The sequence below is a fragment of the Microbacterium sp. SY138 genome (assembly GCF_039729145.1).
Classification (GTDB): domain Bacteria; phylum Actinomycetota; class Actinomycetes; order Actinomycetales; family Microbacteriaceae; genus Microbacterium; species Microbacterium maritypicum_A.
Window position 1 is genome coordinate 3,136,522 of the sequence record NZ_CP155793.1, and the last position, 11,821, is coordinate 3,148,342.

The following is an 11,821-nucleotide window of genomic DNA, read 5'->3' on the forward strand; positions in this document are numbered from 1 at the left end:
GCACATCCTGCCAGTCAACGCGCCAGTGGCACCTCGATGATCTGACGTCCACCACGAGGCGAGGTCAGGGCCTGATCCAGTGCCGTGCGGGTGGTGACCCGCTGGTACTCCCAGCCGTACGCGAGAGCGAGGTGCTCGAGGCGGACCGTGTGCGGCGTGTAGAAGGCGCGATCGAGGTCGCCGGGGCGTGCTGACGATGCGACCTCGAGAGAGTCGAAGATCGTGCCCCCGCCGTCGTTGCCGACGACGACCTGCAACCGGGGCTCGGTCTCGTCAGGCGGCAGCAGCAGGGCGCCGACGTCGTGCAGGAAGGCGAGGTCGCCCAGCAGCACCCGCGTCACGCCGGGGGCGCCGGCCGCCTGACTCGCGATCGCGACTCCGGTCGCGGTGGCGATCGTGCCGTCGATGCCGGCGAGACCGCGGTTGGCATGGACGGGGACCTTCTTGCCGCCGAGCACCTGATCGGCGACGCGGACGAGCCGGGAGGAGCCGAACACCAGGCGGTCGTGCGGCCAGGTGGCGCGCCACACGGCATCGACGAGCAGCTCGCGATCGAGCGGACGGCGGACGGCGTCGAGCTCGGCCTTCACAGCTTGCCTGCGCGCCGCGAAATCGGAGGACGCCAGCGCTTCCGGATCGGGGGCGCGCTCGCTCAGGTCGACAGTCTCGGCCGCGGATGCTCGCATCCACTCCCCGAGCCAGCTGCGATCCGCGACGCCCGGAGCGACGACGACGGCGTCGACCCCCCTCGTACGGTGATTGAGGTTCAGCTCCTCGCCGCCGCGGTGCACGGCCACGACCTCGACATCCTGACGCGAGAGGAGTGCCGCGACCTCGCGACTGAGTGTCGGATGCCCGAGGACGACGACCCGCTCGACGCGTCCGCCGAGATCCTCACGCGCGAGCAGTCGACGGTAGCCGTGTACGATCTGGCGTCCGAATCGCGCGCCGCTCACGATCTCGGCGATCAGCGGCCAGCCGCCGGCGTGCGCGATCTCCTCGGCATCGGGGCCGGCGTCGGCCCCGGCGACCACGACGGTGCGCGGCCCGCGGTCGAGTTCGAACGGTGTGCTTCTCAGAGCCTCCGGCGCCTCGCCCGGGGTGATGGCGATCGAGGGCAGATCGCCCGAGAGCGGTTCCCGGGACGGGAGGTTCAGATGCACGGGTCCGGAGATCCCGCGAAGGCCGCTCTCGACCTCGCGAGCCCCCATCGCCGCGGCCACGGCCTGCGCGGCGAGTCCCGACCAGTCGCCATCCCCGGGCACCGGAGCGTCCAACTGGTCACGCACCCAGGGGTGGAAGAGGCCGTCCTGGAGCGTCGCCTGGTTGGCACCGACCCCGCGCAGCTCGGGCGGCCGGTCGGCGGTGAGCAGCAGCAGCGGCACCCCGGAGTGGAAAGCCTCCATCACCGCGGGCAGCAGGTTCGCGACGGCCGTTCCCGAGGTGCACACCACCGCGGCGGGCACGCCCGTCTCACGGGCGATTCCGAGAGCCGTGAAGCCGGCGACCCGCTCGTCGATCCGGACGTGCACCCGGACGTGTCCGTCATCGGCGGCCCGTACCGCGGCGAGCGCGAGGGCCTGCGAGCGTGAGCCCGGAGACACCACGATGTGGCGCACGCCCTGGGCGACGAGGTCGGCGATCAGGGATGCCGCAGCATCCATGGCCGGCGACGGGGTCACGGGCGCTGGTCCGTGGCGGGAGGCTCGTCGGTCTCCTCGTCCAGACGGGCGAGCTCCTCTTCGAGGCGGCGGATGCGCGCATCCTGCTCGGTCTTGCTGATGCTGCGCAGGAAGGCCGGGTCGTCGTCGGGCGCGACGACCGGACGGACCCCGGGATCGTTCGCACGTCGACGGCCGATCACGAACCAGAGGATGCCTCCGATCACGGGAAGGAGCACCACGATCAGGATCCAGACGGGCTTGGACACACCGCGGTGCCGCGTCGCCGGCTGCACTGCGCAGTCGACGATGCTGAACACCCAGAACACGGCGGCGAGGAAGCCGCCGACGATCAGTAGTCTCGCCACCCCTCCAGTGTAGGCGCGCCACGGCTTCCCCGGCCCCGGGGAGGACAGAGGCGCCGTTGCTAGACTGCGCGGGAAATGCTGCCCTCATCGCCGGATCCGATGCCGCGAGCGCGGGCCGAGCGGATGCTGATCGCCCGGGTGATCACCGCCGTCGGCCTCGCGCTCCTGCTCGTGGTCGGCGCCTGGTCGACCTCGCGGGGTTCGGCCGATGTGCACGCGACGCTGTGTCTCGCCTCCGGCGTCTCGGAGTCGACGGCTGCCGCCCCGACGGCAGGTGACGCGGCGACAGCGCCCACGATCGACGTGCTCAGCTCCGGTGTCGGGATCTGCCTGCTCGCGGTGCTCGGCGGCGTCGCGCTGGTCCTGCTGTTCCGCCGGCTCGCCGGGGGCACCCGGCCGCTCGGCACCCGCGCCCCGCGCACGGTGTCGCCGAGTCGCGCGGGTCCGCGCGCCTTCGTCCCCGCCCTGACTCTCACGCAGCTCTCCATCTCCCGCACCTGACCCGCCGACGCGCGCATCGAGCCGCCCGAAAGCGGCACCCTTCCCTCGTCGTACCCGTGTGTCTGGAGACCCCATGAAGAACTCTGTCAAAGCGACCCTGATCGCCATCGCCGTCGCCATCGTCCTGCTGATCGCCGGAATTGTCTTCGCGATCAGCCAACAGCAACCCGCCGCGCCCGCGGAGGGCGGAGAGCCGCAGCAGACCGTCCGCACCGATTCCCATGTGCTCGACGACGGGGGCGAGGGCGCCGTGACCGTGGTCGAGTTCCTCGACTTCGAGTGCGAGGCGTGCGGGGCGTTCTACCCCGTCGTCGAAGACCTCAGGGAGAAGTACGACGGCGAGATCACGTATGTCGTCCGATACTTCCCCCTGCCCGGGCACATCAACTCCACCCAGGCCGCGCTGGCCGCCGAGGCCGCCGGGCAGCAGGACCGCTTCGAGGACATGTACCGCCGTCTGTTCGAGACGCAGGCGCAGTGGGGCGAGCAGCCCGAGGAGACCCCCGAGGTGTTCCGCGGGTTCGCCCAGGATCTCGGGCTCGACATGGGCGCGTACGATGCCGCGATCGCCGACCCGGCCACCGCGGAGCGCGTGCAGTCCGACAAGGCCGACGGCGAGAAGCTCGGGGTGAACAGCACGCCGACGTTCTTCATCGACGGCGAGAAGATCGTGTTGCAGGAGTGGGATGACCTCGAACAGGCCATCGAGAAGGCCGTGAACGGCTGACATGGAAAGGCGGATCGCGCGGCTTCCGTGTCGAAGCCGCGCGATCCCGCCGCACCGATATTCTGGCCGCCTACCCAGGAGAGGGCCAGAATGACCATCGACATCACGACCGCCTTGCAGACGACCCACAACGCCCGCGAACTCGCCGGGATCCCGACCTCGGGCGGCGGCACGCTCGCCTCCGGTCTGCTCTTCCGATCGGACGCGCTCGCCGCGCTGACCGACGAGGGGATGCAGGCGCTGGCCGACCTCCGCATCGGCACCGTGATCGATCTGCGCACCGAGGGCGAACGCGCACGCGCCGCGGATCGCCTGCCCGACGACGGCAGCGTGACGCTCCTGACTCTGCCCATGCAGGGCGGCGCGATGGACGAGATGGTGAAGCAGCTGCTCCCTGCAACCGGCGGAGCGGGACTCTCGGTGACCCAGGTCGCCGAGGTGCTGAAGCAGGTGCCGACGCTGGAGGAGCTGTACGTCTCGATCCTGGCGGCCAGCGCCACCCCGTTCGCGACCATCGCGCGGACGGTGCTCGAAGCCTCGCGCACCGAACGACCCGGCGTGCTGTTCCACTGCACTGCGGGCAAGGACCGCACGGGGCTCGCCGCCGCGATCCTGCTGCTCGTCGCCGAAGCACCTCGCGAGGCGATCGTCGAGGACTACACGCAGACGGAGAAGAATCTGGCGCGGGGTTTCGCCGAAGCCCTCACCGCACTGATCACCTCGCTCGGCGTCCCCCTCACGCCGGCCCTGAAGACGCTCGCGACCGAGGCTCCGGCATCCGCCATCGAGGCTGCGATGGACTGGATCGACGACAACCACGGCGACGTCGCGGGCTATCTGCGAAGCGGCGGTCTGACCGACGACGAGATCGCCGACCTTCGTCGAGTGCTTCGCGGGGAGTAGGAGCGCCCGTGCCCGTGCGGACGCAGCCCTCGCTACGCTGAGCGCATGACCGAGGAGCACTCCCCCTCCCCCCATCCGGTGATGGCCGTCGTCCGGCGCATTCCGGCGACGCTGACGATGGTGCTGCTGATCATCGCGGTGGGGGTCGTCTGGAGCGGCCTCTGGGCGCCGTTCGAGGACACCGCACTCTTCCAGACAGTCGCCTACGGGCTCCCGAACCTCGCCGACGGCAAGTGGTGGACGCCCCTGACCGGCACGTTCTTCGTGAACCAGCCCTGGGTGTACCTGTTCACGATCGCAGGCTTCTGGGGTATGGGTTACCTGGAGTTCCGTCGCGGATCGCGCGTGGCGCTCGCCTACTACTGGCTCGGTCAGCTGTTCGCGATCTTCGCCACCGCCCTGCTGCTGTACGTGCTCTCGCAGTTCCCGTGGGCGTGGGCGGCGGAGCAGGCCCAGGCGCTCGACGTGGGAGCATCCGGCGGCACCATGGCGTGCATCGCCGCCGCGGTCGGCCTGTTCCGTCCGCCGTGGCGGGTGCGCGGCTGGCTCATCCTGCTCGGCTTCGTGTTCATCGCGATGCTCTTCTGGGGCAAGGTCGCCGACCTCGAGCACCTGCTCGCGGTGCTGCTGATCCTCGTCGTCGACCGATCGCTGCGGGTGCGGCACACGACGGTCCGCGAGCAGCGGCTGATCGCCGTGGTGGCGATCCTCGTCCTGGGCGCCGTCGAGATCATCACGACCTTCCTGCCCACGGACGGACCCTTCGGACCGACCGATCCCGCGTCGGGAGGATTCATCGACCTCGCGATCGACCTCGTCGTGATCCTCGTGCTCGTGAACGGGCTCCGTCGCGGGCGGCGCTTCGCGTGGGTGCTCGCGATCCTGCTCGGCCTGTTCAACATCTCGGGCGCCGCGCTGGTGCTCACCCTCATCATCATCACGAGCCAGGCGGAGCTCGATCTGCGCTGGGACGGTGAGACCGAGCTCGCGATGGCCAACGGCTTCCTGTGGCTCATCATGCTCGTATACCTGGTGTGGGTGCGACGCGCGTTCCGAGCCAAGCGCCGCGCCAAGCTGGGCATCCAGCCCGCTCCGAACGTCGATGACATGAAGCGCGAGCTGCGCACTCATGGCGGCGGAACGCTCTCGTGGATGACCACCTGGGAGGGCAACAGCTATGCCCGGGTGGCCGGCGGCATCGTCGCGTACCAGCGTCGCAACGGCGTCGCCCTGGCCCTGGCCGACCCGATCGGCCCTGCGGAGACACGCGCAGAAGCCGTGAACGATTTCATCCACGCCGTGGAGCTCGCCGGCCTCGTTCCCTGCTTCTTCAGTGCGGATGAGGCCACGCGGGCGGCCGTCCCCTCGACCTGGCGCAGCATCGTCGTGGCCGACGACACGATCGTCGACCTGCCGGGGCTGGAGTTCACGGGCAAGCGCTGGAACTCGGTGCGCACCTCACTGAACAAGGCCGGTCGCGAGGAGATGACCTTCCGGATGACACACCTCAAAGCGGAGCCGTGGGGTGTGCAGCAGCAGCTCAGAGCGATCTCGGAGGCCTGGGTCGGAGACAAGGACCTGCCCGAGATGCGCTTCACGCTCGGCACCCTCGACGAGGCCGAGGATCCGGAGGTGCGGCTCGCCCTGGCGCTCGCTCCCAACGGCGACGTCGACGGTTTCCTCTCCTGGCTGCCGGTGTACGGCGACGACGGTGCGGTGCGGGGCTGGACCCTCGACCTCATGCGTCGCCGCGAAGGCGGTTTCGGGCCCGTCATGGAGTATCTGATCGGTTCCTCGGCCAAGCAGTTCGCCGAGGAGGGCGCGCAGATCATGTCGCTCTCCGGCGCGCCCCTCGCCCACGACTATCCGCCGGATGCCGGGATGATCGCCGCTCTCAGCGACCGGCTGGCCGATGCGCTGGAACCGGTGTACGGCTTCGGGTCGCTGCATCGGTTCAAGCAGAAGTTCCACCCCCGGTACGAGACCATGTATCTCCTCTTCCGCGACGAGAGCGACCTCACCCGCATCGGTGGAGCACTCACGCGGGCGTTCCTGCCGGATGCGACGCTGCGCCAGTTCGCGGGTGCCGGGCTCGAACTCGTACGGGGCGGGAAGGACTGACGGAGCCCACGCCGTCCGAGAACGCGTCGGGTGGGTCGATCTCCGGATGGCGTCTGTTCTCCGACGGCGTGAGACCACGTGAGTACGATCGGTGTCGTGCTCGATGAAGACCGCCTCCGCTCGATGGCCGACGAACTGAGCCGGGTTCCCGGCGTGCGTGCCGTCGCATTGGGCGGCAGCCGCGCCCGCGGGACGCACCGACCCGACTCCGACATCGATCTGGGGCTCTACGTGGACTCGGATGTCGACCGCGCCGGTATCGCGCGCGTGGCGAGCGGGTGGACGGGCGAACCCGTCGAGGTCGCCGAGCGCGGCGGATGGGGACCCTGGGTCGACGGCGGCGCCTGGCTGATCGTCGACGGCGTCCCGGTCGACCTCATCCTCCGCGACGTCACCCGCGTCGGAGAGCAATGCGCTCGCGCCGTCCGCGGCGAGTTCGCCTTCCACACCCAACCGGGTCACCCCCTCGGCTTCCTCGATGTCGCCTATGCGGGCGAGGTGGCCACCAGCGTGCCGCTTCGCGATCCGGAGGGACTCCTGGTCGGTCTGGCACGGAGCGTCATCCCCTATCCCGCGGCGCTGCGCGAGGCGTTCCTCACGAGCCTCTGGCAGGTCGACTTCCTGCTGAACGCGGCCGTGAAGGGCGCGAAGGCGGGAGACGTCGCATACGTCTCCCTCTGCGGAACCACGACGGCCATGCTGACCGCGCACGCCTGGCACGCCGCGGCCGGGAACTGGGTGACGAACGAGAAGGGGCTGGTGCCGAACGTGGCACGCCTCCCGATCGACTCGGCGGGATTCAGCGCGTCGGCGGCACTGGCACTCGGGAATCTCGGCACGACGCCGGAGGAGTTGCTCGCCTCGATCACGCGGCTGCGGGAGCTGCCGCGTCCGGCAGCTCCCGCAGCCTGATGCTCAGCCGACGGTCTCGACGGCTTCGACCGGAGTCGCTCCCACACCATCGGTGACCGGGCGCTTCGCGGTGTTCGCGATGTGTGCACGGCTGACCACGATCACGGCGACGATCATGAGTGCGACACCGAGCCAGTACGGGGCGGCGTGGCTGACCAGCGCGTAGAGCGCCCCCGCGATGAGCGGGGCGGCCGTGCCCATGGCCGCGTTCAGTGACTGCGTCGCTCCGCCGAGCCAGCCCTGCTCGTCGTCGCCCACCGCGTTCGACATGGCACCGTCCATCGCCGCCTGGGATGCTCCCTGGCCGGCAGCGAGCATGAGCGCACCGACGATGAACACCCACGGCTGGGCGAAGATCGACGCGACGATGGCGAGCGCCGCGAGACCGACCATCTGCGCGACGATGCCGCTGATGATCACGCCGCGCTCACCGATGCGCGGGAGCAGGATGCCGAGCAGCACACCCTGGATGAGGATGTCGATGATGCCGACGGCCGCGGTCAGGAGTCCGATCTGCGTCGGCCCCCACTGGATGGAGTCCAGCGCGAGGACGCTGAAGTTGTTCACGAAGAAGCCGAACGGCAGGGCGAGCAGACCGAAGCCGATCATCAGTCCGCGCAGCTCCTTGCGCCCGAACGCCTCTTTGAAGACCGCGAACGGCTGCACGTCACGCAGCCGGATGGCGCTGATGCGGTTCCCGGGCTTGAGGCTCTCCGGAAGCAGGAAGATGCTGAGGATCGCGATCGTGAGGGCGACGGCGGAGGTGAGGAAGACGGGGAGCTGAATGCTCACCGCGGCGAGCAGACCGCCGATCCCCGGGCCGACCATGGTGCCGATTCCCGTGAGAGCGCCGAGGAGACCGAAGCGCTTCGCCCGCTGTTCCGGCGGGGTGATGTCGGCGAGGTAGGCGAAGAGGGCGGGGAGATCTCCCGCGGTCAGGCCTTGGATCATGCGCGCGAGCACGAGGACCCAGATCGCACCGCCGATGCCGAACAGCGCCATCGAGAATGCGGCGCCGAACGCGGCGACGATGATGACGGGTCGACGACCGAAGCGGTCGGAGAGCCGGCCGAGGAAGGGGGCGACCAGGAAGGCGCAGAGGCCGTTGACAGCCTCGAGCACGCCCACCCAGATGGCGAGGTCGCTCTCGTGCGAGACGTATTGCAGCACGGCGAAGGGCAGGACGGGAAGGACGACCGTCATACCGATGACGGTGAGCATCGTGAGCACGATGAGCATGATCCACGCGCGGTTCTGATCCCGTCGCGTGAGGACGTTGGGTGAAGTCATACCGAAAGTGTACCGATACCAGTTTTGGTGTCAAGCCAGGTTTGTAGTCGGTCCACGATAGACTGCTGTCATGACGAACCCAGAGCCCCTCGGACGCCGCGAGCGCAAGAAGGCCGCGACCCGCAAGGCGATCTCCGACGTCGCGACGATGATGTTCCTCGAGCGCGGCTTCGACAACGTCAGCATCCGCGAGGTCGCCGATGCGGCGGACGTCTCCCCTACGACCGTGTTCGCGCACTTCCCGCAGAAGGAGGCTCTCGTCTTCGACGAGGACGACGAACAGCGCGACCGTCTGGTCTCGGCCGTGCGCGACCGGCCCGCCGGACGCACGATCAACCGCGCGATCCACGACTTCTTCGCCGCCGAGATCAGGGCGAACTTCGACGAGCACGGTGATGACGTCACCCGCGTGTTCATGCGCTTCCTCAACGAGACACCCGCCCTGCGCGATTATGCCGCGAAGATGTGGCTCCGACACGAGGATGCCCTCGCCGCGGCCATCGCCGACGAGCTCGGGCTCGCCGAGCCGGTCGCCGAGATCCGCGTCTACGCCCGATTCGTCCTGCAGATGCAACTGCTGATCAACGACAGCGAAGATCCACTCGAGACGGTGGACGCGGGATTCCGGGTGCTCGCGAGTGGCTGGGACCCTGTCGAAGAGCGTCTCGCCAGGTGATTCTCCGGCGCCGGGTCAGTCGTCGCGAGGGCGCCGGCGAAGACTCTTGACGTCGGTGCGCCGCTGCTTGGCCTTCAGCCGGCGCTCCTTCGACCCCCGACTCGGCTTCGTCGGCCGTCGCGGTGGTGCCGGCGGGCGCAGAGCCTCTGCGACGAGGGCGACGAGCCGCTCCCGCGCCGCATCCCTGTTGCGCAACTGGGCACGGTGCTCGGACGCGGCGATCGTCAGCACTCCATCGACCAGGCGAGCGCTCAGTCGGTCGAGCAGCCTCTCGCGCTGATGCGGTGAGAGCACCGCGGAGTTCGCCGCATCCCAGACCAGTTCAGCGCGGGAATCCGCGGTGTTGACGCCCTGTCCCCCCGGCCCGGATGACCGCGAGAAGCGCCACGACAACTCGGCCTCGGGGATCGTGAGACCCGACGAGACCCGCAAACCGGGGCGATGGGCGGAAGGCATGTGTCCATCATCGGGCCTCGCGGGGCCATCGCGCCTCACCCGGATAGCATGGCGAGGGCGGCAGGACCTGTTTTCCCGAGCAGTCGGCGCCGCCTCATGCGGAGCACGAATGAACTCATACCGGCAGGACGACTGGGCAGCGAGCCCGTCGTATCCGTCGACCGTGAACGAGCCGTATCTGATGGGCACCGGCGTGGTCACCGCCGAGGACACCGGCACCCGCCCGCTCTCCCCTCCGCACAGCCACGCCGACCCGATGCTGGCCTGGTGCTATCGCGGCACGGTGTGGGTGCACCTGCAGGACACGAGGTGGCGCCTCGCTCCCGGTCAGGGCGTGTGGATCCCCGCACGCACCCCGCACACGGCCCATCACGAACCCGACTCGACCGGCTGCTACACGTACATCCCCGACTCATCGCTGATCGCCCCGATCGACGACATCACACGGGTGCTGGTGCCGCGCGCGGTGCAGGAGATGCTGCTCCACCTCGGCATCAACGACATGCCCACCGACCTGCGCGTGCGCATCCAGTCGGTGCTCATCGAGATGCTGCAGCAGCCGCTTCCCGAGGCCGCGAGCGAATGGGGCGAGGTGCCGATGCCGGCGGATGAGCGGGTCGCCCCGCTCGTGCAGGCCGTTCTCGCCGACCCCGGCGACCCCCGCAGTGCGATCGAGCTGTTCCTCGCGCACGGGCTCCACGAGCGTACGGTCCTGCGCATCTTCCAGAACGACGTCGGCATGAGCTTCGGGCGGTGGCGCACCGGCGTGCGGATGACCCTCGGGGCGCGTCTGATCGTCGACGGCACTCCGATCGGTGCGGCCGCGCACCGCTGCGGCTACGCCACGACGAGCGCCTTCTCCGCCGCGTTCAAGGAGCGCTTCGGGCTCACTCCCCGGCAGCACGTGGCGCGCGTGCAGGCCGACGCGGCGCACCAGCTGTACTGGCGGTGACGGCGGGGCGATCCTGATCCCCTGACGGCGAATCCGACCGTCGTTGTCGGTTCCGCGATACAAGTCGTCGCTCCCGCGACACTGAGCGCAGGATCCGCGTTCTAGCATCGTTCTGTTAGGGCATGCTTACCTAACTTCTCGCCGCGTCGACGCGGCAACACCCTCCCCCCTTCCCGAAGGAGAACCATGTCGCTCGCTTCTGCGCGCCCGAAGATCCGCCGAGGCTCGGCCCTCGTCGCCGCGGCCGTCGCCGCCGCCCTCACCCTCGCCGGGTGCTCGTCCACCCCCGAGGAATCGAGTTCCGCCTCCACCGCAACAGACGGCGTGGTCATCGAGCACGGCCACGGCAAGACCGTGATCCCCGAGAAGCCGCAGCGCATCGTCACCCTCGGCTGGATGACGGCCGACATCGTCGCCGCCCTCGGCACCAATCCCGTCGGCATGGAGGAGGTCTGGGGCGCAGGCGAGAGCGGCTACCAGCCCTGGTTCGAGGACTATGTCACCGAGGAGTACGGCGAGACCCCCGAGATCATCCCCTTCCTCGAGGACGGCCCCAACTACGAGGCCATCAAGGAGCTCAAGCCCGACCTGATCCTGAGCCTCTACTCCGGCGTCTCCGACATCGAGTACGAGCGCCTGACCGAGATCGCCCCGACCGTCCCCTACATCGAAGGCCCCTGGAACCCGGGGACCTGGGAGGACATGACCCGCACGGTCGGCAAGGCACTGTCCGAAGAGGACAAGGCCGATGAGCTGATCGCCGAGACAGAGAAGCAGATCACCACCCTGGCCGGCGAGCACCCCGAGTTCGAGGACAAGACCTTCGTCTGGGGTCTGACCCTGAACGAGGGCGGCACCGACCTCGGCGTCTACCTCGAGTACGACCCCCGCGTGCGCATCACCGAGGCCCTCGGATTCACCTCGACCCCGGCGATGGACAGCTTCCTCCAGACCGCGGAGGGCGACAACTGGTACACCGGCGTCAGCCTCGAGAACCTCTACGACGTGGAGGCCGATCTGTTCGCGGCCTGGGGCGGCAGCGCCGACGAGGGCACGTACACGGTCGAGAACAAGGTCGTGTCGCGCTGGAACCCGATCGCCAACGGCTCGTACGTGATCTACGCCGACGACGCCGAGGCCTCGGCCATCAGCGCGCCCACCGTGCTCTCGCTGAAGTACATCCTGCCGACGTACGTCGACGACCTCGCCGGGGCGCTCCAGGGCGAGCCCACCATCACCGGCAAGTGATCCGAG

12 protein-coding genes are annotated in these 11,821 nt (G+C 69.3%); 8 read left to right on the forward strand and 4 right to left on the reverse strand.

All coding sequences use genetic code 11. The annotated features are described in order from the left end of the window. Positions 1-14 precede the first annotated feature (14 nt). Positions 15-1,664, reverse strand: coding sequence for a 2-succinyl-5-enolpyruvyl-6-hydroxy-3-cyclohexene-1-carboxylic-acid synthase (gene menD / locus ABDC25_RS15125; RefSeq protein ID WP_347126016.1), 1,650 nt, complete (start codon positions 1,662-1,664; stop codon positions 15-17). A 14-nt stretch (positions 1,665-1,678) separates the two neighbouring features. After that, positions 1,679-2,029, reverse strand: coding sequence for a PLD nuclease N-terminal domain-containing protein (locus tag ABDC25_RS15130; protein WP_021201145.1), 351 nt, complete (start codon positions 2,027-2,029; stop codon positions 1,679-1,681). Between the two features lie 75 nt (positions 2,030-2,104). Here ABDC25_RS15130 and ABDC25_RS15135 point away from each other — a divergent pair, with 75 nt between their 5' ends. From ABDC25_RS15135 to ABDC25_RS15155, 5 genes are all read left to right on the forward strand, one after another. Continuing rightward, positions 2,105-2,530, forward strand: coding sequence for a hypothetical protein (locus ABDC25_RS15135; protein ID WP_347123436.1), 426 nt, complete (start codon positions 2,105-2,107; stop codon positions 2,528-2,530). A 73-nt stretch (positions 2,531-2,603) separates the two neighbouring features. After that, positions 2,604-3,257, forward strand: coding sequence for a thioredoxin domain-containing protein (locus tag ABDC25_RS15140; protein ID WP_029260036.1), 654 nt, complete (start codon positions 2,604-2,606; stop codon positions 3,255-3,257). A gap of 90 nt (positions 3,258-3,347) precedes the next feature. Continuing rightward, positions 3,348-4,160 carry a tyrosine-protein phosphatase gene (locus ABDC25_RS15145; RefSeq protein WP_021201148.1) on the forward strand — a complete coding sequence of 271 codons (813 nt, stop codon included), beginning with the start codon at positions 3,348-3,350 and terminating at the stop codon, positions 4,158-4,160. 45 nt (positions 4,161-4,205) lie between these two features. Further along, complete coding sequence (locus ABDC25_RS15150) at positions 4,206-6,281, forward strand: DUF2156 domain-containing protein (protein WP_347123438.1); 2,076 nt, start codon at positions 4,206-4,208, stop codon at positions 6,279-6,281. Between the two features lie 96 nt (positions 6,282-6,377). Further along, on the forward strand, positions 6,378-7,193 hold the full coding sequence (locus ABDC25_RS15155) for a nucleotidyltransferase domain-containing protein (protein WP_347123440.1): 816 nt from the start codon (positions 6,378-6,380) through the stop codon (positions 7,191-7,193). Between the two features lie 3 nt (positions 7,194-7,196). Here the strand turns inward: ABDC25_RS15155 and tet(42) are convergent, their stop codons facing one another. Continuing rightward, a complete protein-coding gene (gene tet(42) / locus ABDC25_RS15160) occupies positions 7,197-8,483 on the reverse strand; it encodes a tetracycline efflux MFS transporter Tet(42) (protein WP_347123442.1) in 1,287 nt (428 codons plus the stop codon). Between the two features lie 70 nt (positions 8,484-8,553). On the opposite strand from tet(42), the gene ABDC25_RS15165 reads away from it, so the two are divergent. Then, entirely contained in the window at positions 8,554-9,159 is a 606-nt protein-coding gene (locus tag ABDC25_RS15165; RefSeq protein WP_021201152.1) for a TetR/AcrR family transcriptional regulator, read from the forward strand. Positions 9,160-9,174: 15 nt separating this feature from the next. Here the strand turns inward: ABDC25_RS15165 and arfB are convergent, their stop codons facing one another. Further along, positions 9,175-9,615, reverse strand: coding sequence for an alternative ribosome rescue aminoacyl-tRNA hydrolase ArfB (gene arfB / locus ABDC25_RS15170; protein WP_029267427.1), 441 nt, complete (start codon positions 9,613-9,615; stop codon positions 9,175-9,177). Positions 9,616-9,724: 109 nt separating this feature from the next. Here arfB and ABDC25_RS15175 point away from each other — a divergent pair, with 109 nt between their 5' ends. Next, a complete protein-coding gene (locus ABDC25_RS15175; protein ID WP_029267430.1) occupies positions 9,725-10,567 on the forward strand; it encodes an AraC family transcriptional regulator in 843 nt (280 codons plus the stop codon). A gap of 186 nt (positions 10,568-10,753) precedes the next feature. Continuing rightward, complete coding sequence (locus ABDC25_RS15180; protein ID WP_167255575.1) at positions 10,754-11,815, forward strand: iron-siderophore ABC transporter substrate-binding protein; 1,062 nt, start codon at positions 10,754-10,756, stop codon at positions 11,813-11,815. Positions 11,816-11,821: the final 6 nt, after the last annotated feature.

What these genes read in the sequence shown, in the direction of transcription:
- menD (WP_347126016.1), bottom strand. Translation starts at nt 1,664, where the DNA reads ATGGATGCTGCGGCATCCCTGATCGCCGACCTCGTCGCCCAGGGCGTG.
- ABDC25_RS15135 (WP_347123436.1), top strand. Translation starts at nt 2,105, where the DNA reads ATGCTGCCCTCATCGCCGGATCCGATGCCGCGAGCGCGGGCCGAGCGG.
- ABDC25_RS15140 (WP_029260036.1), top strand. Translation starts at nt 2,604, where the DNA reads ATGAAGAACTCTGTCAAAGCGACCCTGATCGCCATCGCCGTCGCCATC.
- ABDC25_RS15145 (WP_021201148.1), top strand. Translation starts at nt 3,348, where the DNA reads ATGACCATCGACATCACGACCGCCTTGCAGACGACCCACAACGCCCGC.
- ABDC25_RS15150 (WP_347123438.1), top strand. Translation starts at nt 4,206, where the DNA reads ATGACCGAGGAGCACTCCCCCTCCCCCCATCCGGTGATGGCCGTCGTC.
- ABDC25_RS15165 (WP_021201152.1), top strand. Translation starts at nt 8,554, where the DNA reads ATGACGAACCCAGAGCCCCTCGGACGCCGCGAGCGCAAGAAGGCCGCG.
- arfB (WP_029267427.1), bottom strand. Translation starts at nt 9,615, where the DNA reads ATGCCTTCCGCCCATCGCCCCGGTTTGCGGGTCTCGTCGGGTCTCACG.
- ABDC25_RS15175 (WP_029267430.1), top strand. Translation starts at nt 9,725, where the DNA reads ATGAACTCATACCGGCAGGACGACTGGGCAGCGAGCCCGTCGTATCCG.
- ABDC25_RS15180 (WP_167255575.1), top strand. Translation starts at nt 10,754, where the DNA reads ATGTCGCTCGCTTCTGCGCGCCCGAAGATCCGCCGAGGCTCGGCCCTC.